At 67.0% G+C, this 21,144-nt stretch carries 16 protein-coding genes and 1 tRNA gene; 13 read left to right on the forward strand and 4 right to left on the reverse strand.

All coding sequences use genetic code 11. From position 1 onward, the window contains the following. The first annotated feature begins 245 nt into the window (after positions 1–245). The 7 genes from ASF32_RS21620 (at position 246) to atzF (ending at position 10,030) form a co-directional block, all read left to right on the forward strand. Positions 246–1,031: a creatininase family protein gene (locus ASF32_RS21620; RefSeq protein ID WP_200919224.1), complete on the forward strand. Its 786-nt coding sequence runs from the start codon at positions 246–248 to the stop codon at positions 1,029–1,031. Between the two features lie 17 nt (positions 1,032–1,048). Continuing rightward, positions 1,049–2,422, forward strand: coding sequence for a type III glutamate--ammonia ligase (gene glnT, locus ASF32_RS21625; protein WP_056433458.1), 1,374 nt, complete (start codon positions 1,049–1,051; stop codon positions 2,420–2,422). Positions 2,423–2,548: 126 nt separating this feature from the next. Then, complete coding sequence (locus ASF32_RS21630; RefSeq protein WP_244477962.1) at positions 2,549–3,010, forward strand: cupin domain-containing protein; 462 nt, start codon at positions 2,549–2,551, stop codon at positions 3,008–3,010. 96 nt (positions 3,011–3,106) lie between these two features. Then, entirely contained in the window at positions 3,107–3,916 is an 810-nt protein-coding gene (locus ASF32_RS21635) for an urea amidolyase associated protein UAAP1 (protein WP_056433461.1), read from the forward strand. Between the two features lie 15 nt (positions 3,917–3,931). Continuing rightward, positions 3,932–4,570 (forward strand): urea amidolyase associated protein UAAP2, encoded by a 639-nt coding sequence (locus ASF32_RS21640; protein WP_056433464.1) that lies wholly within the window; start codon positions 3,932–3,934, stop codon positions 4,568–4,570. Then, positions 4,570–8,208, forward strand: a complete 3,639-nt coding sequence (locus ASF32_RS21645) for a 5-oxoprolinase/urea amidolyase family protein (protein ID WP_056433469.1) — start codon at positions 4,570–4,572, stop codon at positions 8,206–8,208. Before ASF32_RS21640 ends, ASF32_RS21645 begins: the two co-directional genes overlap by 1 nt. Before the next feature lie 22 nt (positions 8,209–8,230). Then, the gene (atzF, locus tag ASF32_RS21650; RefSeq protein ID WP_056433473.1) at positions 8,231–10,030 is read left to right on the forward strand and encodes an allophanate hydrolase; all 1,800 of its coding nucleotides are present in this window, start codon (positions 8,231–8,233) and stop codon (positions 10,028–10,030) included. Positions 10,031–10,266: 236 nt separating this feature from the next. Here the strand turns inward: atzF and ASF32_RS21655 are convergent, their stop codons facing one another. Further along, positions 10,267–11,340, reverse strand: coding sequence for a GNAT family N-acetyltransferase (locus tag ASF32_RS21655; RefSeq protein ID WP_056433476.1), 1,074 nt, complete (start codon positions 11,338–11,340; stop codon positions 10,267–10,269). A 539-nt stretch (positions 11,341–11,879) separates the two neighbouring features. Here ASF32_RS21655 and ASF32_RS21660 point away from each other — a divergent pair. Beyond that, complete coding sequence (locus tag ASF32_RS21660; protein WP_056433479.1) at positions 11,880–12,422, forward strand: sigma-70 family RNA polymerase sigma factor; 543 nt, start codon at positions 11,880–11,882, stop codon at positions 12,420–12,422. Between the two features lie 232 nt (positions 12,423–12,654). Here the strand turns inward: ASF32_RS21660 and ASF32_RS21665 are convergent. Then, positions 12,655–12,730 (reverse strand) — tRNA-Ala (locus ASF32_RS21665). Between the two features lie 111 nt (positions 12,731–12,841). On the opposite strand from ASF32_RS21665, the gene ASF32_RS21670 reads away from it, so the two are divergent. After that, on the forward strand, positions 12,842–13,144 hold the full coding sequence (locus tag ASF32_RS21670) for a YggT family protein (RefSeq protein ID WP_056433481.1): 303 nt from the start codon (positions 12,842–12,844) through the stop codon (positions 13,142–13,144). 51 nt (positions 13,145–13,195) lie between these two features. Further along, positions 13,196–14,242 (forward strand): MaoC family dehydratase, encoded by a 1,047-nt coding sequence (locus ASF32_RS21675; RefSeq protein WP_056433484.1) that lies wholly within the window; start codon positions 13,196–13,198, stop codon positions 14,240–14,242. An 8-nt stretch (positions 14,243–14,250) separates the two neighbouring features. Here the strand turns inward: ASF32_RS21675 and ASF32_RS21680 are convergent, their stop codons facing one another. Both ASF32_RS21680 and ASF32_RS21685 read right to left on the reverse strand, forming a co-directional pair. Then, positions 14,251–15,054: a TSUP family transporter gene (locus ASF32_RS21680; protein WP_056433487.1), complete on the reverse strand. Its 804-nt coding sequence runs from the start codon at positions 15,052–15,054 to the stop codon at positions 14,251–14,253. Between the two features lie 61 nt (positions 15,055–15,115). Further along, the gene (locus tag ASF32_RS21685) at positions 15,116–15,646 is read right to left on the reverse strand and encodes a L,D-transpeptidase (protein WP_156467931.1); all 531 of its coding nucleotides are present in this window, start codon (positions 15,644–15,646) and stop codon (positions 15,116–15,118) included. Between the two features lie 428 nt (positions 15,647–16,074). On the opposite strand from ASF32_RS21685, the gene ASF32_RS21690 reads away from it, so the two are divergent. From ASF32_RS21690 to ASF32_RS21700, 3 genes are all read left to right on the forward strand, one after another. Beyond that, entirely contained in the window at positions 16,075–16,371 is a 297-nt protein-coding gene (locus ASF32_RS21690; RefSeq protein ID WP_244483692.1) for a hypothetical protein, read from the forward strand. A gap of 349 nt (positions 16,372–16,720) precedes the next feature. Then, positions 16,721–17,905 (forward strand): efflux RND transporter periplasmic adaptor subunit, encoded by a 1,185-nt coding sequence (locus tag ASF32_RS21695; protein WP_156467932.1) that lies wholly within the window; start codon positions 16,721–16,723, stop codon positions 17,903–17,905. 3 nt (positions 17,906–17,908) lie between these two features. Further along, entirely contained in the window at positions 17,909–21,070 is a 3,162-nt protein-coding gene (locus ASF32_RS21700) for a multidrug efflux RND transporter permease subunit (RefSeq protein ID WP_056433500.1), read from the forward strand. Positions 21,071–21,144 lie beyond the last annotated feature (74 nt).

Genomic DNA, 21,144 nt, shown 5'->3' on the forward strand with positions numbered 1-21,144 from the left:
CCCGGTGTCGTGCGCATCCCCTTCTCCCCGCTTGCGGGGAGAGGGCTTCCTGCCCCCTTGCCGGGGCAGGAAGCGAGGCGTCAGCCGACGGTGAGGGGGCGGTTCCGGATGAGCCTCATCCGTCGATACCCCCTCACCCTCGCTTCGGCTTCGCCTGCGCTACCCGCCGGCACGACGGGGTGCCTGCGGGCCTCTCCCCGCCCGGCGGGGAGAGGGGGGCGCGCCTGCGTCGTCGATCTTCGGGCATCTCGGTCATGACCACACCCTCCCCCCTCCTCTGGGCGAACCGCACCTGGGACGAGATCCCCGGCGACCTCGCCGCCGTTTCGCAGGCCGCCATCCTACCCGTGGGAGCCACGGAACAGCACGGGCCGCATCTCGGCACTGGCATGGATTTCGTTCTCGCCGAGGCCCTGACCCATGCGGTCTCTGCGCGGACCCGCGTGCCGGTGCTCCCCACCCTGGCCTATGGCTGTTCCCTCGGGCATAGCCGGCGCTGGCCCGGTACGATCACCCTCGATCCCGTGATGATGACGCGGCTCGTGGCCCAGATTGGCACCTCGGCCTACCAGTCCGGCGTCCGCCGGCTGTTCATCGTCAACGCCCACGTCACCAACGCCGCGCCCCTGCGCTGCGCCCTGGAGATGCTGCGCGCCGCCCATGACGACCTCATGGTCGCCCTGGTGAATTCCGCCACGGTGAGCGAGCGCGTCCGCGCCGCGCATTTCGCCGATGCCGACGACTGGCACGCCAACGCCGCCGAGACCGCGCTGATGATGGCGATGGCGCCCGATCTCGTGCGCCCGGACCGCATCGCCGATGCGGACGACCCCGACCGGACGGAGGGGCTCGTCTTCTCCCATCCGGTGAACCGGACGAGCCTGAACGGCGTCACCGGGCGTCCTTCGGAGGCGAGTCTCGAAGACGGGAAACGCCTGTTCGGCTGGATGGTCGAGGACCTGTCCGCCCTCGTCCTGCGCGGCCTCTCCGAGACCCCGCCCCTCCCCCATTCCTTCTCCATTTCCGCTTAAAACCAAGGAGCCGCCCGATGGCGCATGCCACCGAAATCGATCCCGCCATCGCCAAGCTCCAGGACGACCTGCGCGCCAAGGGCGTGAAATACGTCATCGGCGCTTATGTCGACATCCATGGCGCGCAGAAGGCCAAGGTCGTGCCCATCGACCACCTTCCGCAGATGGCGGCGGGGTCCGAGCGCTATACCGGCTATGCCCTCGACGGGCTCGGCCAGGCTCCGAACGAGGACGAGCTGGCCTCCGTGCCGGACTTCTCCCAGTTGATCCAGCTGCCCTGGGAATCGAAGCTCGCCTGGTGTCCGGCGGACCTGACGTTCCAGGGCCAGCCTTATCCGCTCTCGACCCGTGTCGCCCTGAAGACCGTCATGGCCGAGGCCGAGGCCATGGGGTTCGGCTTCAATCTCGGCATCGAATGCGAGATCTTCCTGCTGAAGCAGGAGGCGGACGGCTCGCTCCACACGCCGATCCTCGACGATAAGCTGGTGAAGCCCTGCTACGACGTGCGTGGCTTCGTCGACAACTTCACCTGGCTCGACAAGGTCGCCACCACCATTAACGATCTCGGCTGGGACCTGTATTCCTTCGACCACGAGGATGCGTGCGGCCAGTTCGAGTTCGACTTCAATTACGCCGACGCTCTGACGATGTGTGACCGGCTCACCTTCTTCCGCATGATGGCCAAGCACTATGCCAAGGAAGAAGGCCTCATCGCCACGATGATGCCCAAACCCTTTGCAGACCGCACCGGAAATGGCGCGCATTTCAACATGTCCCTCTCCGACAAGGAAACGGGCAAGAACATCTTCGCCTGCGACCCATCGGCCGATCCGCGCGGCCTCGGCCTCACCGAGACCGGCTATTACTTCATCGGCGGCGTGCTGAAGCACGGGCGGGCGCTCTGCGCCGCCTTCGCGCCGACCGTGAACAGCTACAAGCGCCTCGTGCGCCAGGGCTCCATGGCGGGCTTCTCCTGGGCGCCGGTGTTCAACTCCTACGGCTCGAACAACCGCACCAATTCGGTGCGCGTACCCGCCGGCGGCGGGCGTTGCGAGAGCCGCAACGCCGACGGCGCGGTGAACCCCTACCTCGCAGCCGCCCTGGTCCTGGCGGCCGGTCTCGAAGGCATCCGCGAGCGCATCGATCCCGGCGCGCCCAACGAGGACAACCTCTACGACCTCACCGACGCCCAGCGCGCCGAACGCGGCATCGAGTTCTTGCCCCAGACCCTCGCCGAGGCGGTGGACGCCTTCGCCGCCGACCCGCTGGTGGAGAAGACCCTGGGCAAGGCGCTGCGCGACGAGTTCATCCGCTACAAGCGCGCCGAGTGGGAGGAGTATCACCTCACGGTCAGTGCCTGGGAGATCGAGCGCTATAGCCACCTCTTCTAGGTGTTAACTTCCTCTTGAAGCGGACGCTCAACACACTCATGCCTCTCTCGCGCGAGACATATTGGTATTTGCAGGTGCGGCCGGGATTCGGCCGGCCGCGGATGTTCTTGCGAGGGAGATGGCTCGGTGGAGATTGCGCGGCCGCTTCATACTTTCGGCGGTCCGATTCTTGCCCTGTTCGGCGGCATGGGAGCCCGATCGGTCGCGACCCTCGTGACCGGTCTGGGACAGGGCAGAAAGACCATCGATCTCGCCCCCGCTCAGCGGCAATCGAAGCTCTGCCGGCCGGAGCTGGAGCGTATCGTCTCGGGCGACCCCGCCCAGACGGTAAGCGTCGTCTACCAGAGCGAGGACAGTCTCTTCTCGGCCGGCACTTGGACCTGCCAGCCGGGCAAGTGGCACATCGACTTCGCGCAGAACGAGTTCGTCCACATCCTGGAAGGGGTGGTGTCGGTCACCGACGGGGACGGGCTCGCCAAGACCTACCGGGCGGGAGACACCTTCGTTTCCCCCTCCGGTTTTGCCGGCACCTGGGACGTACGGGAGCCGGTCCGCAAATTTTTCACACTCGGCGATCCCCCGGGTTAAGCAGCACCGCGATCGACGCATGCCCGCCGGGACGACCCGGCCGCGACAGGGCTGTTTTTCCGGGACGACCCGGAGAACAGCCTTGAGGAGACGGGCATGACCGACACAGCCAGCATCATCGCCGAGAATCGGCGTCGCTACGAGGAACTTAAGGCCCAGGGCCAGGGGCATGCCCCCCGCGCCCTGCCGCCGCCCTCGTCGCGGGGATTGCCCCTCGACGAGGCGGCGATCCTCCACACCGAGACCATCCCGGGCGGCTGGTACTGCACCTTCGAGCTGAATGCCGGCGAGGCCCTGCGGATCAGTCTCGACCATGGTCCCTCCAGCGTCGCCCTCGTCGCCTGGAACGCCGCCGAGACCTCCGAGCGTCTCAACTACGCCGACACCGTGAAGGTGCAGTGGACCGCCGCTCTTCAGCGCGGCCGGGTGCTGTTCTCCGACATGGGGCGGGTGATGCTCTCGCTCATCGAGGATTCCTGCGGCGCGCACGATGCGCTGGCGGGCGGCTCCAACGCCGCCTCCAACGCCGCGCGCTACGCGGGCGGCCCCCATCGCAACACCCGCGACAACCTCGTCCTCGCCGCTCTCAAGGCCGGGCTCGACCGGCGCGACATCCCCGCCTGCGTCACGCTGTTCGCCCCCGTCTCCGTGGGTGCGGAGGGGCGCTTCGCCTGGAACGAGGCGGGTCGCCGCGCGGGCGACTTCGTCGATCTCCGCGCCGAGCTCGACCTTCTCGTCACCCTCTCGAACTGTCCCCACCCCCTCGACCCGAACCCGGATTACGCGCCGAACCCCGTGGTGGTGACCCGCTTCCGGGCGCCCATCCCCGCGGCCGACGATCTCTGCCGCACGGCCACGATCGAGGCCGTCCGCGGCTTCGAGAACAACGCCGCCATCGGCTTCTGACGGGAGGGACGCATCATGACCAACGACACCCAGCTTCTCCTCGAAGAGGTCGTGCCGGCTCAGGCGCCCTGGTCCGGCCTCGTGCGCAAGGGCCAGATTCTTCGCATCACCGACACCGACGGCTGCCAGGCGGTGGACACCCTGTTCTACCGCGCCGGCGACATGGGCGAGCGCTATTCCTCGCAGGACACCCTGCGCGTCCAGGGCTCGGCCTACGTGACGACGGGCACGCGGCTCGTCTCCAACGAGGGCCGGGTGATGGCGACCGTCACCGCCGATTCCTGCGGTCGTCACGATACCTCGGCTGGCGCCTGCTCCTGCGAGGCCAACACCGTGCGCTTCGGTCACGCCACCAAGTATCTCCATGCCTGCCGCGAGAACTTCGCCCTTGAGGTCGCGAAATACGGGCTCTCGAAGCGCGACATCCCACCCAACATCAACTTCTTCATGAACGTGCCCATCGAGCAGAACGGCGAGCTCGCCATCGTCGACGGCGTCTCCGCTCCCGGCGACTATGTCGAGGTCACGGCTGAGATGGACGTGATCTGCGTGATCTCGAACTGCCCGCAGATCAACAACCCCTGCAACGGCTTCAACCCGACGCCGATCCGCGTCTCTATCCGGGATCAAGCCTCGACCGGGGATCTGCGCTGATGTTCGGCAAGATCCTCATCGCCAATCGCGGCGAGATCGCCCGGCGGATCGCCCGCACCTGCCGGCGCATGGGTGTCGCGTCCGTGGCCGTCTACTCGGATGCAGACCGGTTCACCCGTGGCGTGCTGGAGGCGGACGAGGCCGTCCGCCTCGGACCCGCGCCGGCGGCGGAAAGCTACCTGAACGTCGAGGCCGTGATCGCCGCCTGCAAGGCGACGGGAGCGCAAGCCGTCCATCCCGGCTACGGCTTCCTGTCGGAGAACGTGGCCTTCGCCGAGCGTCTGGCGGCGGAGGGCATCGTCTTCATCGGCCCGAAACCCGAGCACCTGCGCGCCTTCGGCCTCAAGCACACCGCGCGCGACCTCGCCCGCGCCAGCGGGGTCCCGCTCCTTCCCGGCACCGGCCTGCTGCCGGATCTGGACGCAGCCCTCGCGGCGGCCGAGACCATCGGTTACCCGGTGATGCTCAAGAGCACCGCCGGTGGCGGCGGCATCGGCATGCGTCTGTGCGCCTCTGCCAAGGAGTTGCGCGAGCACTATACCAGTGTCGAGCGCACGGCGCGGGCGAGCTTCGGCGATGCCCGCGTCTATCTCGAACGCTTCGTCGGCGAGGCGCGCCACGTGGAGGTGCAGATCTTCGGCGATGGTGCCGGCCGCGTGGTGGCGCTTGGCGAGCGCGATTGCTCGCTCCAGCGCCGCAACCAGAAGGTCATCGAGGAGACCCCCGCGCCGGGCCTGTCGGACGCCGTGCGAGCACGCCTCCACGCGGCCTCGGTGGCTTTGGGGACGAGCGTTTCCTACGCCTCGGCGGGAACGGTGGAGTATATCTACGATCCCGTCCGCGAGAATTTCTCCTTCCTCGAAGTGAACACCCGGCTGCAGGTCGAGCACCCGGTCACCGAGGCGGTGTTCGGCATCGATCTCGTCGAATGGATGATCCGCCAAGCGGCGGGCGAGGACGTGATCGGTGCCGCCGGCCCCCTGGTCCCGCAGGGTGCGGCCATGGAGGCGCGGCTCTATGCCGAGATCCCCCACGCCAATTTCGCCCCGAGCGCCGGCCTCCTCACCGAAGTGCGGTTCCCCGCCGAGGCGCGCATCGACGGTTGGATCGAGACTGGCACCGAGGTCACCACGAACTACGACCCGATGCTCGCCAAGATCATCGTGACCGGCGAGGATCGCCCGGCGGCGCTCGCCGCTTTGCGCCAAGCCCTCGACGACAGCGCGGTCTCGGGGATCGAGACCAATCTCGATTACCTGCGCGCCATCGCCGGTTCCGATCTCTTCGCCTCGGGCCGGGTCGCCACCACGGCGTTGCGCGACTTTCCCTATGCGCCGCGCAGCATCGAGGTGCTGGTTCCCGGCGCGCAATCGAGCCTGCAGGAACTACCCGGCCGCATTGGCCTCTGGCATGTGGGCGTGCCACCGAGCGGGCCGATGGATGCGCGCTCGTTCCGCAACGCCAACGCCCTCGTCGGCAACCCGCCCGATACCTGCGCCCTCGAACTCACCGTGTCGGGGCCGACCCTGCGGTTCCACGCCGCCGCCACCGTGGCGCTCGCCGGAGCCGCGATGACCGCGCGCCTCGACGGGGTCGAGCAGCCCCATCGCCGCGCCTTCACCGTCGAACCCGGACAGACGTTGAGCATCGGCGCGATCGCCGGCCCCGGCCAGCGCAGCTACCTAGCCCTGCGCGGCGGTTTCGCCGCGCCCGTCGTCCTCGGCTCGCGGGCGACCTTCGCCCTCGGCGCCTTCGGCGGCCACGCCACCGGTGTGCTCAAGGCCGGGGACGTCCTGCATCTCGGCGATGCGCCCGAGGTCGAGGCCTCGATGCCCGAGCCCGCGCTGCTGACCCATGCCTGGGAGATCGGCGTGGTCTATGGGCCGCACGGTGCGCCGGACTTCTTCCGGGACGAGGACATTTCTGACTTGTTTTCAGCCTCTTACGAGGTTCACTTCAACTCGGCCCGCACCGGCGTGCGCCTCGTCGGCCCGACCCCGCTCTGGGCGCGCAGCGACGGCGGCGAGGCCGGACTCCACCCGTCGAACCTCCACGACAACGCCTACGCCATCGGCTCCATCGACTTCACCGGCGACATGCCGATCCTCCTGGGGCCGGACGGCCCGAGTCTCGGCGGCTTCGTCTGCCCGGCGGTGATCGCCCGCGACGAGCAGTGGAAGATGGGTCAGTTGCGGCCTGGAGATACGGTGCGGTTCAGGGCGGTGGAGCGGGTGGGGGACGGCCCTCCGATCCCTCCCCCCTCTGCGGGGGAGGGTGGCCCGCGAAGCGGGTCGGGAGAGGGGAGCGCCGGTTCCGGAGAGGTCGACCCCTCTCCCGCCTGCTCCGCAGGCACCCTCCCCCGCAAGGGGGGGAGGGTCGATTCGGCCGGCTCGCCCATCCTCGCCACCGACTCTTCCGGCCCCGTGCCGGTGGTCTACCGCCGCCAGGGCGACGATAACCTGCTGGTCGAATACGGGCCGATGGCCCTCGATATCGGCATCCGCCTGCGGGTCCACCTCCTGGCCGAAGCCGTGGCCGAGGCGCGGTTGCCGGGGCTCATCGACCTGACGCCGGGCATCCGCTCGCTCCAGATCCATTACGACGGCACGACGCTGCCGCGCTCACGCCTCCTCGGGCAGTTGCGCGAGATCGAGGCCGCCCTGCCCGCCGTCGAGGACGTGACGGTGCCGAGCCGCGTGGTCCATCTGCCCCTGTCCTGGAACGACCCGCAGGCCGAACTCGCCATGCGCAAGTACCAGGAACTGGTCCGCCCCAACGCGCCCTGGTGCCCCTCGAACATCGAGTTCATCCGCCGCATCAACGGGTTGGAGTCGGAAGCTGACGTAAAACGCATCATCTTCGATGCGAGCTATCTCGTGATGGGACTGGGCGACGTCTATCTCGGCGCGCCGGTGGCGACACCGGTGGATCCGCGCCACCGCCTCGTCACGACCAAGTACAACCCCGCCCGCACCTGGACGCCTGAGAACGCGGTGGGCATCGGCGGCGCCTATATGTGCATCTACGGCATGGAGGGGCCGGGCGGGTACCAGCTCTTCGGCCGCACCATCCAGATCTGGAACACCTGGCGGATGACGAAGGAATTCGTCCCCGGCCATCCCTGGCTGCTGCGCCCGTTCGACCGCATCCGCTTCTTCCCCGTGAGCCATGACGAGCTGATGGAGGCGCGCGCCGCCTTTCCGCACGGGGCCTACCCGCTGAGGATCGAGGAGGGCACGTTCTCCTATGCCGAGCATCGGGCCGAGCTCGCCCGCAACGCCGTCGAGATCACGGCCGCGAAACTGCGCCAACAGACCGCCTTCGAGGCCGAGCGGCAGCGCTGGCAGGACGAGGGGCTCGACAGTTTCGTCGCCGACGAGGGCGCCCCCCTGGGCGAGGAGGACGCGGTGCCCGCCGGCCATGTGGGCGTGCCGACCACGGTTCCGGGCAATGTCTGGAAGGTGCTGGTCGAGGAAGGCCAGAGCGTTGCGGCCGGCGAGACGGTGGCGATCCTCGAATCGATGAAGATGGAGATCGCCGTTTCCGCCCCGGTGGCGGGAATCGTGCGTGAGGTCCGGGTGAAGCCGGGCCGCACCCTGCGCGGCGGCGATCTCGTCGCCATCCTCGAAGAGATCTGAGCAGGTGAGAGAGCCGACCGACATGCTGCCGACCATCCTCGACCTGTCGACCCTGCGCGACCTCTACGCGTCGGGCCGTGCCACCCCCGTGACTGTCGCCGAAGCCGTCGCCGAAAGGATGGAGGCATCGACGGACCCCGCCATCTTCATCACCGCCCTCGACCGGGAGGCATTGGTGAGCGCGGCGCGGGACCTGATGGCGCGCCACCCCGAGCCGAACTCCCTGCCGCTTTGGGGCGTGCCCTTCGCGGTGAAGGACAATATCGACGTCGCCGGCCTGCCGACGACGGCGGCCTGCCCGGCCTTCGCCTACACGGCGGAGGCGGATGCCGAGGTGGTGGCGCGCCTGAAGGCGGCGGGTGCGCTCTGCACGGGCAAGACCAATCTCGACCAGTTCGCCACCGGCCTCAACGGCACCCGCTCGCCCTACGGCGCACCGCGCAGCGTATTCAGCGCCGCCCATGTCTCGGGTGGGTCGAGTTCCGGCTCGGCCGTCGCCGTGGCGGCGGGGCTCGCGAGCTTTTCGCTGGGCACCGACACGGCCGGTTCCGGCCGCGTGCCGGCGATGTTCAACAACCTCGTGGGGATCAAGCCGACGCCGGGCCTGTTCAGCACGACGGGCCTCGTCCCCGCCTGCCGCAGCCTCGACTGTATCAGCATCTTCGCGGCCACCGTGGGCGACGGTCTCGCGATCCGCCGCATCGCGGAAGGGTTCGACGCCGCCGATCCGTTCTCGCGGCGGGCGGTGCCGCATCCCCTCCCCGCCCAGGGCCTGCGCTTCGGCGTGCCGACCCCGGCCGAGCGCGAGTTCTACGGCGATGCCGAGCGCGAGGCGCTCTACGACGCGGCCATCGCCCGCCTCGAAGCGCTGGGCGCCGTGGCGGTGCCGTTCGATTACGCGCCGTTCCGCGAGATCGCGACCCTGCTCTATAACGGGCCGTGGGTGGCCGAGCGCCTGGCCGCCATCGCCGGGTTCTTCGCCGGAAATGCCGACGCCCTCGACCCGAGCGTGAGGAGCATCGTCGAGTCCGCCAAGGGCTACAGCGCCGTCGACGCGTTCGAAGGCCGCTACGCGTTCGAGGCCCTGCGGCGGAGCACCGAGGCGACCTGGGCGGCGGTCGACATCCTGCTCCTCCCGACTTCCCCCACCACCTACACGGTGGAGGAGATGCTGGCCGACCCGATCCGCCTCAACAGCCATTTCGGGCATTACACCAACTTCGCCAATCTCCTCGGCCTCGCCGCGATCGCGGTGCCGGGGGGATTCGGTGCCGATGGATTGCCCGGCGGCGTGACGCTCGTCGGCCCCGGCTTCAGCGACGAGGCTTTGGGCCCCTGGGCCGACGCGCTCCATCGCGCGGCGGCGAGCGGAATGGGAATCGCGCGCGACGCGGTTCTGCCCGAGGCGAGCCGGGTCTCGGCCACTGAGACAGACGAGATCGCCATCGCGGTGGTGGGCGCCCATCTCACGGGCCTGCCCCTCAACCACCAGCTCACCGATCTCGGCGGCAGGAAGGTGCGGGCGGCGCGGACCTCGGGCGCGTACCGCCTCTACGCCCTGCCCGGCACCCACCCGGCCAAGCCCGGTCTGGTCCACGAGCCGGGCTTGGCCGGCGGCGGGTTGGAGGTCGAGATCTGGGCCCTGCCGCCGGCCGGTTTCGGCCGCTTCACCGCCGCGATCCCCGCCCCCCTCGGCATCGGCAAGCTCACCCTGGAGGACGGCTCGGACGTCTCCGGGTTCCTGTGCGAGGCCCATGCGGTGGCGGGCGCCGAGGACATCACAATCCATGGCGGCTGGCGCGCCTACCTCGCCTCCCGCTGAGGCAGGGCAATCGCAGATGCCGATTCACGCGTCCAAAATCCAATCGTAGCACCCCGTCATCCCGGGGCCGCGCAGCGGAGCCCGGGATCCAGAAACACAGGTGCTGCAGGACTTTACACCGTTGGCGGCTCTGGATTGCACGCCTCTGGCGCGGCCCTCCGGGTCCGGGCTCGCCTCTGGCGACCCGGAATGACGGCGTGGTGCCATGTTCAGTCGCCCTGCGCTGACGCGTCCCGTCAGGACGCCGGCGGCGAGACGGTCTCCGGCGAAGCGGGCATGCCCCCCGCCGGCGACCACAGCCTTTCGCAAAAGAAGCGCTCGCGCAGGAGCATCACCAGGGCCGCGCGCTTGTGCGGGAAATCGAAGGTCTTGATCCGCGCGAAGCCCGACCGCTCCAGGTTGCGCAATTGCTGGATATGGTCCGCCTTGGGCTCGCCGACGATCCGCTCCGTGCGCGGGTCGTCGAGGAAGAGCGCGTGCATCAGCGAGGGCAGCCAGGCCGAGATGTAGGCCTTGCCGCGAAACCGGCTCTCGCCGATCAGGACATGCCAGCCGCGATCGTAATCCTGCACGTCGTAGAACGGGGCGAGGCGGTTCTCCTTGGCCCAGTAGATCTCGAAATAGCCAAAGGGTTCGCCGCCGATCGTACCAATCAGCGGGATCATGTGCGGATCGGCGATGAGGCCGGCGAGATAGGCCTCGTGCTTGTCGCGCGCGCCGGCCTCGCCCCAGGCGGCATCGACCACCGGATCGTTGAACCAGCGATGCAGGGTATCGACGTCGTCGATCGTGGCGGCTCGGAACGCCACGGCCTGTCCGAGCCAGGGGATGAAGCGGGAATAGATCACGCCCTTGGGCTTCGGCGACCGTTGCGGATGGCGCTTGCCGTCACTCATGATCTGACGGGCGGGAAAATCGCGCGTCGCGAGGTTGGCGAGCCAGGGTTCGGGGCGCTGCCACAGCATCGTCGGATCGACGGAAAGCGCGTCGCCTTCCCGGACGACGAGGCCACGTTCCGCCATGGAGGCGACGAGACCCGCGAAGCTGGCACCGTCGAGGCCGATCCGTTCGGCATCCGGATGTGTCGCCGAGACCATCTCGAATGCCGCCGTGATGTTCGTCAGGACCTCGCTCGGGTCGGGTCTCACGGGCTCCTCCAGGGACAGATGCGGGCTGCTCCCCTGCTGAAGGCGCAGGCGTAGACCGACCCGGCCCTCCGCCACGACGCTGAGCCGGTCGCCGTCCAGGTAGACCTCGACGGTACGGCCCGTCGCCTCGCCGCATCGAAAAGGAACTGTTGTCGAAAGCATCGCGTCTCGTCGTTGGCTGGTACCGGCATCCGCGACCGGGATGCCCTCTGGGACAGGACGCTCCGGCACTCCGGAAATTTAGGGGCAACCGGGAAACTCGTGGCGCCCACAGCAGCATGACGAGCCGAGCACTCCGCTGCCGCCACGCCTTTCGATCCTGGGCAGCCGGGTCCTGCTCGCGCAAAAACTGTATCTTTTCTTAACGCAACCGTTCACAATCCGAAGATGTGTTCGTTCATGCAGCAGGTGGCCTGTGGCCATGCGACAGAACATTTTGGCCAAATTTCATGTAGCTTCATAGCATAAACCCTTCGAGGAAAGCCTGAATATCGTCTGACCGATTCGATGTAACTGGCGATTCTACATTTAGAATATTTCTAATTCAAACATCTCCCTATAAAATCACTCTTGTATGTCTGTGGAATTTATCTCTTTAGCCTCCATATCCGAGTTGGATCGTGGAAATGACCCGGCGACGTGCGCGGCTGGGCAGTTTCGCGCGTTTTCGTACTGACCTACGCATCCGAAGAAGGTCGTCCATGTCACAGACTCATTCGCCTGGAAGGCGGAGCGACATCGCAGCTCCGCTGCTCGCCGCTCTCATCGCCGAACAGTCGGGCCTCGTGGCCTACGCGACGCAGATCCTGCGTGATCGCTCGGCGGCGGAGGACGTGGTGCAGGAGGTGGTGCTCAAGCTCTGCGAGGAGCCGGCCGCCGATCTGCGTCCTGGCCGCCGCGTCGAGGCTCCGATGCATTACCTGCGGCGGATGGTTCGGAACGCCGCCATCGATTGGGCGCGGCGCACGATCCGCGAGCGCTGCCGCTTCGTGCCGGATGAGCAGGCCGAGGCCATTCCCGCTCCTTGCACCTGTCCTCAGGACCGCCTCGAGCAATGCCAGGCGCTGAAGGCAGCACTGGCCGCGCTGGAAACGACCTCGGAGCGAACCCGCCGGGTGTTTCTCGCCCATCGGATCGACGGCATTCCGCAGACCGTCCTGGCCCGCGAGAACGGCGTCTCGCCGACGCTGGTGAATTTCATGATCCGTGACGGCACGGCCCTGTGCCGGTCGGCCGCGGCCTAGGCATTTCGCGCTCAGGACGCGTCGCGCTCATGTGCCCGTCATGGACGCCGCGCGGCCTTCCTGCGCAGGAGGCCGTCAGCGGGTAACATGTTGCGCTGTCGAGGTGGCCACAAGCGACGAAACACCGTCGGAGCCCGGCACGCTGCCAAGCTGGCTGATCCTGTCTCCCGGCGCCGGAAAAGCTACGCGTTCACGACAAGATCGTTGATTCACCAGGGACTTGAAAGAAACCTGGTGGAGCTGAGCGGGATCGAACCGCTGACCTCCGCAGTGCGATTGCGGCGCTCTCCCATCTGAGCTACAGCCCCGTTCCGAGGTGGCCGCTTTGTAAGCGCGCCTGCCTCGGGCTGTCAATTCAGGAAATCCCGCCGTTGACCCGCGCCGGTGAGGCGGGGCGAACGAGGACATCAGAACCGCGCATGTACGCTCTTCTCTGGCTCTTCGACACCGTCGTCCAGCTCTTCATCTACGTGCTGATCGCCAGCGCCGTGCTGAGCTGGCTCGTGGCCTTCAACGTGGTCAACGTGCGCAACCCGATCGTGTCGCAGATCGGTGAGGTGCTCTACCGGCTGACCGAGCCGGTTCTTCGCCCGATCCGCAGCGTCCTGCCCAATCTCGGTGGGATCGACCTGTCGCCGATCGTCCTGGTGCTGCTGCTTCTCTTCATCAGCCGCCTCCTGCACGAGGTCATTCCGCCCCAGACCGTGGTCTATGGCGGCTGAGGCCGCACTGGACAAAGGGCCAAGAAAATCACGTCGAGGGACGACCAAGAGATGAAGACCAATCCCGGCCGCTTCTTCGAGGATTATCGCCTCGGTGAGACCATCCGCCATGCCACGCCGCGCACGGTGACGAGCGGCGACGTCGCGCTCTACACCTCCCTCTACGGCCCGCGCTTCGCCGTTCAGTCCTCCGATGCCTTCGCCAAGGCCATCGGCTACCCGCAGAGCCCGCTGGACGACCTGCTCACCTTCCACGTGGTCTTCGGCAAGACGGTCCCGGACATCTCCCTGAATGCGCTCGCCAATCTCGGCTATGCCGAGGGCGGTTTCCGCCGGCCGGTCTATCCGGGCGAGACCCTGTCCACGGTCTCCGAAGTGATCGGCCTCAAGGAGAGCTCGAACCGCCAGACTGGCGTGGTCTACGTGCGCTCCACCGGGTCCGACGCCAACGGCGAGACGGTTCTGAGCTATTGCCGCTGGGTGCTGGTGAAGAAGCGCGACCCGGAAGCGAAGATCGAGCAGGAACATGTCCCGACCTTCGCCAAGGTGGTCGACCCGGCCGACCTGGCCGGCGCCCTGCCCCCGCTGAACGTCGGCGCCTACGATCTCGACCTCGCCGGCAGCCCGCACCGGTTCGGCGACTACGTGGTCGGCGAGAAGATCGACCATGTGGACGGGATGACCGTCGAGGAGGCCGAGCACCAGATCGCCACGCGCCTCTACCAGAATACCGCCAAGGTGCATTTCGACGGCTTCGCCGCGAAGGACACACGGTTCGGTCGGCGCCTGATCTATGGCGGTGTCGTCATTTCTCTCGCCCGTGCGCTCAGCTTCAACGGTCTCGGCAACGCCTTCGCGCTCGCCGGCATCAATGCCGGGCGCCACGTGGCGCCGCTCTTTGCCGGTGACACGGTCTATGCCTGGAGCGAAGTGCTCGAAGCCGCCGAGCTTCCCGGCCGCACGGATATCGGCGCTCTTCGCCTGCGCACGGTCGCCACCAAGAACCAGCCCTGCGGCAACCATCCGGACAAGGTCGGTGACGGATACGACCCGGCCGTGATCCTAGACCTGGATTACTGGGCCTTCATGCCGCGCTGACGCCGGGCTTAGTTCCCGGCGAACAGGCCCATCACGGCCTGTCGCAGCGGGTTCTCGGGGTTCGAGAGCAACCGGATCGCCATCGCGCAGGCGATGGTGACGAGAAGCGGCCGGATCAGCTTCGCGCCGAGGCGGATCGCCAGGATCGAGCCGATCTGGGCCCCGATGAAAGCCCCGAAGGCCATGGCGATGCCGATGGTCCAGACCACGTGGCCCGAGGCTGCGAACAGGGCGAGGCTTCCGAGGTTGCTGGCGGCATTGGCGAGCTTGGTATGGGCGGTCGCACGCACCACGCCGAGCCCGAGCAGCGTCACGAACCCGATCATGTAGAAGGCCCCGGCGCCGGGGCCGAACACGCCGTCGTAGAAGCCGACGGCGGGAGCCCAGGTGAGCGCGAACAGGCCGGGGCGCATCCGTGCCGCCGCGTCCTCGCTGCTCATCCGCCGCGCGAAAGCGAAATAGAACGCGATCCCGATCAGCAGGACAGGTACGGCCGCGTCGAGGACGGGGCGCGGCAATAGGCTGACGCAGAGCGCACCACCGATCGAGGCGAGACCGGCGCTGAGGGCGATCTTGCAGGCCGCCGGCCAATGGATGTGACCGCGGCGCGCGAAGGCGATGGTCGATGAGATCGCGCCGGCGCTGCCCTGGAGCTTGTTGGTGGCGATGGCGCTCACCGGATCGAGCCCGGACAGGAGCAGTGCCGGCACCGTGATGAGGCCGCCCCCGCCCGCGATGGCATCGACGCAGCCAGCCGCCACGGCCACGGCGAACAGGCCCGCGACGAGGCTGATGTCGACACCGAAGATCATTCCGCTCTCTCCTCCGTTCGGTCGCGACCGACCGGATGCCGGCGGGAGGCGGATGGGGGCTTCAGTTGCGCACGATCACCTTCGTGCCGACCTTCACCCGGTCGTAGAGGTCGACCACATCCTTGTTGGTCATGCGGATGCAGCCCGACGAAACGGCGGCACCCATGGTTTCCGGCTCGTTGGAGCCGTGGATACGGTAGAGCGAGGAGCCGAGATACATCGCCCGCGCGCCGAGGGGGTTGTCCTGGCCGCCGGCCATGTAGCGCGGCAGGTCGGGCCGCCGCGCCAGCATCTGCGCCGGCGGACGCCAAGCCGGCCATTCCTTCTTCATCGTCACCGACTTCTCGCCCGACCAGGAGAAGCCCTGGCGCCCGACGCCGACGCCGTAGCGGACAGCCGCTCCGCCGCCGAGCACATAGTAGAGCCGGCGCTGGCTCGTGGAGACGACCACGGTTCCGGGTTTCTCTGAGCCCTTCCACGCGACTGTCTCGCGCGGGATCGCCTGTTCCTTGAAGATATTGAGGAAATCCGCGATCGGACCGCTGTCGAACGGGTTGCCGGCGCTGGCACCGACGCTTGTGGCAAGGCCCATGCCCAACGCGAGAGCCGAGGCGGCGAGGAGAGAGCGAATGCCCATTTTAATCGTCTCCGGCCGGATCTGGACAAGCCGGTGCGCAGGCACCCCGTCTCCCATTCCGGCGAGGTCCAGGCTCTGCGAGCCGGACGTCAGATGATTGGACCGGCAGACTTGGCCGGATGGTTAAGGGCGGTCAACCCGCTGCGATGTGAACGGAATATACTGTGGGATTGGCGCAACGGCGGTGATCCCCGCTCTCGGCTACCAGCTTGACAGAATGTCGCAGGTTATTGCGCTGCGGGAACTTTCGCACCACCCTCAGTTTCGTGACTTCAGAGACGACCAGATCTGCCGTTGCCTCCGTCGAGGCAGGATGCCTCGCTTCGAACGCCCCGCAAGCGCATGCGGTCGTTCGTCCCCGCACGGCTCTGTCGACCCTGCTCGTGTTGGTTTCCCTCCTTGTGATGGTTCTGCCGAGCTTCCCGCAGGAGCTGTGGGGCGCCGGTGTCGGTGCGCCCGTCAGCAGCCGGGGGCACGACGGTCTCGCGAGCCAGGGTGAGGTTCCGTCGACCGGTTCCGCCGCGCGTCTGGAGGTCGACGACGCGATGACCCCGCCCTCGCTTTCGGGATCTCGCGTGCTCGGTGCAGCCTCGGCACCGACGTTGCGTGGTCGTTCGGCCTTGTCTCTCGGGATCAGCGCGGACGCACCACTCCACCGCCCCCCCAGGATCGCCACCTGAGAGCTTGGCCGCGGCGTTTTAACCAAACCGCGTCGAAGGCTCTCCTTTTTCCGGCTTGCGTCGCGTGATCGCCAAGATTGTGAACGATTGCTGAAGCCGTGATGTGTGTGGTTGGCCCCGGTCCGGCCGCCACACGCCCAATGACGCCATGGCCGCCCTGCGTGGCCCAGCGATTGCCAAGGTGCTGAAGTCGCTTCGCGGATCTTCGCCCAGGACTTGAGTGTCAGTGCCGCCAATCCCCTGCCGGATTGCGGTCGACCGCGTATCGCATAGGAGCTAAATCATCGTGACGACCACTTCTCACCGCGTCCGACGTGTCTGGCCGGCCTCTCTGGCTGCTGCCTCCGTCATGGTCGCCCTGTCTGCCTGCAACCAGAAGCAACAGGCCGCGGCGCCGGTGCCGACCCAGCCGCCGGAAGTCAGTGTCGTCACCGTCCGCGAACAGCCTATTCCCTATGTGCGCGATCTTCCGGGGCGCGTTGCGCCCCTGCGCATCGCCGAAGTGCGCTCCCGCGTGTCCGGCCTCGTGGTCAAGCGCACGTTCGAGCAGGGCAGCTTGGTCAAGGAAGGCGACATTCTCTACAAGATCGACCCGGCTCCGTTCGAGGCCGAGCTCGCCAGTGCCGAGGCGGCCCTCGCCCGCACCGAGGCCGCCCAGGTCCTGGCCGGCCAGCAAGCCGACCGTCTCGAGCAGCTGCTTTCGCGCCAGACCGCCAGCCAGGCGCAGTACGACAGCGCCTATGCCAGCCTGAAACAGGCCCAGGCGGAGGTGGCCGGCGCCAAGGCCACGCGCGATAGGGCCAAGCTGAACCTCAACTACACCGACGTGCGCGCCCCGATCTCCGGCCGCATCGGTCGTGCGCTTCTCACCGAGGGTACGCTGGTCGAACAGGGCGCGACCGCGATCCTCGCCACGATCCAGCAGCTCGATCCGATCTACGTGGACATCACCCAGTCGGTCGGTGAGCTGAACAAGCTGCGCCGCGATCTGGCCAGCGGTGAGCTTTCGCGCCTTTCCAAGGACACCGCCAACGCGCATCTCATCATGGATGACGGCTCACTCTACGGGTCGGCCGGCAAGGTCCTGTTCTCGGACGTCACCGCCGATCCGAGCACAGGACAGGTCACCCTGCGCGTGCTGTTCCCCAACCCGCATGATGAGCTGTTTCCGGGCATGTATGTCCGCGCCCGCATCAAGCAGGGCATCGACGCTGATGCCATCGCGGTGCCGCAACAGGCGATCCAGCGCACCAATGACGGTAAGGCCGAGGTCTGGATCGTCGGCAAAGACGACAAGGTCATGCTCCAGCCGGTGGAGGTTGGCCCGGTCGTCGATTCGAACTGGATCATCCGCGACGGCCTGAAGACCGGGGATCGCGTCGTGGTCGAGGGAGTCCAGAAGATCTCGGTCGGGTCGGCTGTGAAGACCGTCGAGCTCAAGGTCGCCTCCGCTCACGCCGAACTGAAACCGATCGATACCGACCTCGATGACCGGGCACCCAGCCCGCAGCCCGCCTCGGCGCAGGTGCGCTGAGCCATGGCCCGTTTCTTCATCGATCGCCCGATCTTCGCTTGGGTCGTCGCGCTATTCATCTGCCTGGGCGGAATTCTGTCGATCCCCAGCCTGCCGGTCGCCCAGTATCCGGTCATCGCGCCGCCTTCTATCGCGCTGTCGACGGCCTATCCCGGCGCGTCGGTCGAGAACCTCTATACCGGCACCACCCGCCTCATCGAGGATGAGCTCAACGGTGCGGCCAACATCCTGAGCTTCGAATCCGCCAGCGACGCGTTCGGTGTCGTCGAGATCACGGCCCAGTTCCAGCCGGGCACCGATTCGAGCCTCGCCGGCGTCGAAGTGCAGAACCGCCTCAAGCGCGTCGAAGCCCGTCTCCCGGCCGAAGTGCGCCAGCAGGGGACGCTAGTCGAGGAGGCCTCCGCCGCCACCCTCAACATCATCACGCTGATCTCGCCCGATAAATCGATGGACGAGATCGCGCTCGGCGACTTCCTCATCCGCAACGTCATCAACGAGATTCGTCGTATCCCCGGCGTGGGCCGCGCGACGCTCTATTCGACCGAGCGCAGCCTTCGCATCTGGATCGATTCCGACAAGCTGCGCGGCCTGTCGCTGAACGCGTCCGACGTCTCGAAGGCGATCACCAACCAGAACGTCCAGATCGCATCGGGCGCCGTCGGCGCCATGCCGAGCCCGGCCTCGAACACCGTCAACTTCCCCATTATCGTGAAGGGGCAGATGACGGCGCCGGAAGAGTTCGGAGCCATCGTGCTGCGCGCCAACCCGGACGGCTCGAACGTGCGCCTGCGCGACATCGCCCGGATCGAGCTCGGCGGCGAGGACTACAAGTTCACCACCCGCCTGAACGGCGGTGAGGCGGCAGGCATCTCGGTGACCCTGGCGCCCGACGGCAACGCCCTTGAGACCGCCTCCGCCATTCGCGCGAAGATGGAAGAGCTGTCGCAGTTCTTCCCCTCCAACGTGCAGTGGGACATCCCCTACGACATCACGCCCGCCGTCGAAGCCTCGATCAAGAAGGTGCTGATGACGCTGGTGGAGGCCGTCATCCTGGTCTTCGTAGTGATGTTCCTCTTCCTCCAGAACATCCGCTACACCCTGATCCCCACCATCGTCGTGCCGATCGCCCTCATGGGCACCTGCACGGTGATGCTGCTCGCCGGGTTCTCGGTGAACGTGCTCACCATGTTCGGCATGGTGCTGGCCATCGGCATCCTCGTCGACGACGCCATCGTGGTCGTCGAGAATGTCGAGCGCATCATGAACGAGGAAGGGCTGTCTCCGAAGGAGGCGACCCGCAAGGCGATGAGCCAGATCACCGGCGCCATCATCGGCATCACCCTGGTGCTCATCGCGGTCTTCATCCCGATGGCGTTCTTCCCGGGCTCGGTGGGCATCATCTATCGTCAGTTCTCCATCGCGATGGTGACGTCCATCGGCTTCTCGGCGCTGCTCGCGCTGACGCTGACGCCCGCTCTCTGCGCCACCCTCCTCAAGCCCATCGAGAAGGGACACGGCCATTCCAAGGGCGGCGTGTTCGGCTGGTTCAACCGGGTCGTCGACCGGGAGACCGCGCGCTACGGGCGCGGCGTCGCGGGGATGATCAAGCGGTCCGGCCGGGTGATGATGGTCTATCTCGCCCTCGTCATCGGCCTCGGCTTCGCCTTCGTGCGGATGCCGGAAGGCTTCCTGCCGGTGGAGGACCAGGGCTTCTTCACCGTGGATATCCAGACACCGCCCGGCTCGTCGTTCAACCGCACGCTGAAAGCCGTGAAGGCGGTGGAAGAGCATCTCCTTGCGCAGCCCGGCGTCGCCACGGTGACGATCGTCAACGGCTTCTCGTTCTCCGGCCAGGGCCAGGTGACCAGCCAGGCCTTCGTGACCTTGAAGCCATGGGGTGAGCGCGACGCCGCGAACTCGGCGGCTGCCCTCGTGGAGGGCACCAACAAGGCGCTGTCCAGCTACAAGGACGCGGTGATTCAGGCTCTGGAGCCGCCGCCCATAGACAATCTCGGCAACGCCTCGGGCTTCAGCTTCCGCCTGCAGGACCGTGCGCAGAAAGGCTATTCGGCCTTGATGGCGGCCCAGGAGCAGTTGCTCTCCCTCGCCAAGAAAAGCCCGATCCTGCAGAAGGTCTATGTCGAGGGCCTGCCGCCTGCGCCTCAGGCGGAACTCGTCATCGACCGTGAGAAGGCGGCGGCACTGGGTGTCGATTTCGAGGAGATCAACAACACGATCCAGGTCAATCTCGGTTCGGTCTACACCAACGACTTCCCGAACCGGGGCAAGATGCAGCGCGTCATCGTGCAGGCGGAGGACAGCCAGCGCCTGAAGGCAGCCGATTTGCTGAATTACGGCGTCAAGAACAGCCAGGGCACGATGGTGCCGATGTCGTCCTTCGCCGACCTCAAATGGAGCGTCGGCCCAGCCCAGATCATCGGCTTCAACGGCTATCAGTCGGTGCGCATCACCGGTGAACCGGCACCTGGCTATACGTCCGGCGACACCATCGCCGAGATGGAGCGCCTGATGCAGCAATTGCCGAAGGGCTTCGGCTATGTCTGGACCGGTCAGTCGCTGCAGGAGAAACAGGCGGGAAGCCAGGCGACCCTGCTCCTCGCCCTGTCGATCCTGATCGTGTTCCTATGCCTCGCGGCGCTTTACGAAAGCTGGTCGATCCCGTTCTCGGTGCTGCTGGTCATCCCGCTCGGCGTCATCGGCTCGGTGGCGGCCGTCTACCTCCGCGGGCTGCCCAACGACGTGTATTTCAAGATCGGCCTCATCACGATCATCGGTCTCTCGGCCAAGAACGCGATCCTGATCGTGGAATTCGCCAAGGATCTCTGGAAGCCGGGTAAATCGCTCGTCGATGCGACCATCGAGGCATCGACGCTCCGCTTCCGACCGATCGTCATGACCTCGCTGGCCTTCATCTTCGGTGTGGTGCCCCTGGCCATCGCCTCGGGCGCAGCGTCGAAGAGCCAGCAGGCCATCGGTACCGGCGTGCTCGGCGGCATGATCTCTGCGACGATCCTGGCGGTTCTGTTCGTGCCGGTCTTCTTCGTCTTCATCATGCGCCTGTTCAAGACGAAGCCGGTGGAGCACGAGCCGAAGGCGGCCGAGGCGGGCTCCATGCCATCGAGCCATCACGCACCGGCGGAATAGAAGCGGTTCCTCTTCCTCACCTCTGGGGAAGAGGAACCTTCAAACGAAAAAGGCCTGGAACCGGGGAGAACCCG

The organism is Methylobacterium sp. Leaf91, from assembly GCF_001422815.1.
Taxonomy (GTDB): domain Bacteria; phylum Pseudomonadota; class Alphaproteobacteria; order Rhizobiales; family Beijerinckiaceae; genus Methylobacterium.

Bases quoted from the DNA above. Each gene is read 5' to 3' on its own strand.
- atzF (WP_056433473.1), top strand. From the start codon at position 8,231: ATGCTGCCGACCATCCTCGACCTGTCGACCCTGCGCGACCTCTACGCG.
- ASF32_RS21670 (WP_056433481.1), top strand. From the start codon at position 12,842: ATGTACGCTCTTCTCTGGCTCTTCGACACCGTCGTCCAGCTCTTCATC.
- ASF32_RS21700 (WP_056433500.1), top strand. From the start codon at position 17,909: ATGGCCCGTTTCTTCATCGATCGCCCGATCTTCGCTTGGGTCGTCGCG.
- ASF32_RS21680 (WP_056433487.1), bottom strand. From the start codon at position 15,054: ATGATCTTCGGTGTCGACATCAGCCTCGTCGCGGGCCTGTTCGCCGTG.
- ASF32_RS21685 (WP_156467931.1), bottom strand. From the start codon at position 15,646: ATGGGCCTTGCCACAAGCGTCGGTGCCAGCGCCGGCAACCCGTTCGAC.
- ASF32_RS21635 (WP_056433461.1), top strand. From the start codon at position 3,107: ATGACCGACACAGCCAGCATCATCGCCGAGAATCGGCGTCGCTACGAG.
- ASF32_RS21645 (WP_056433469.1), top strand. From the start codon at position 4,570: ATGTTCGGCAAGATCCTCATCGCCAATCGCGGCGAGATCGCCCGGCGG.
- ASF32_RS21695 (WP_156467932.1), top strand. From the start codon at position 16,721: ATGGTCGCCCTGTCTGCCTGCAACCAGAAGCAACAGGCCGCGGCGCCG.
- ASF32_RS21660 (WP_056433479.1), top strand. From the start codon at position 11,880: ATGTCACAGACTCATTCGCCTGGAAGGCGGAGCGACATCGCAGCTCCG.
- glnT (WP_056433458.1), top strand. From the start codon at position 1,049: ATGGCGCATGCCACCGAAATCGATCCCGCCATCGCCAAGCTCCAGGAC.
- ASF32_RS21640 (WP_056433464.1), top strand. From the start codon at position 3,932: ATGACCAACGACACCCAGCTTCTCCTCGAAGAGGTCGTGCCGGCTCAG.
- ASF32_RS21675 (WP_056433484.1), top strand. From the start codon at position 13,196: ATGAAGACCAATCCCGGCCGCTTCTTCGAGGATTATCGCCTCGGTGAG.
- ASF32_RS21655 (WP_056433476.1), bottom strand. From the start codon at position 11,340: ATGCTTTCGACAACAGTTCCTTTTCGATGCGGCGAGGCGACGGGCCGT.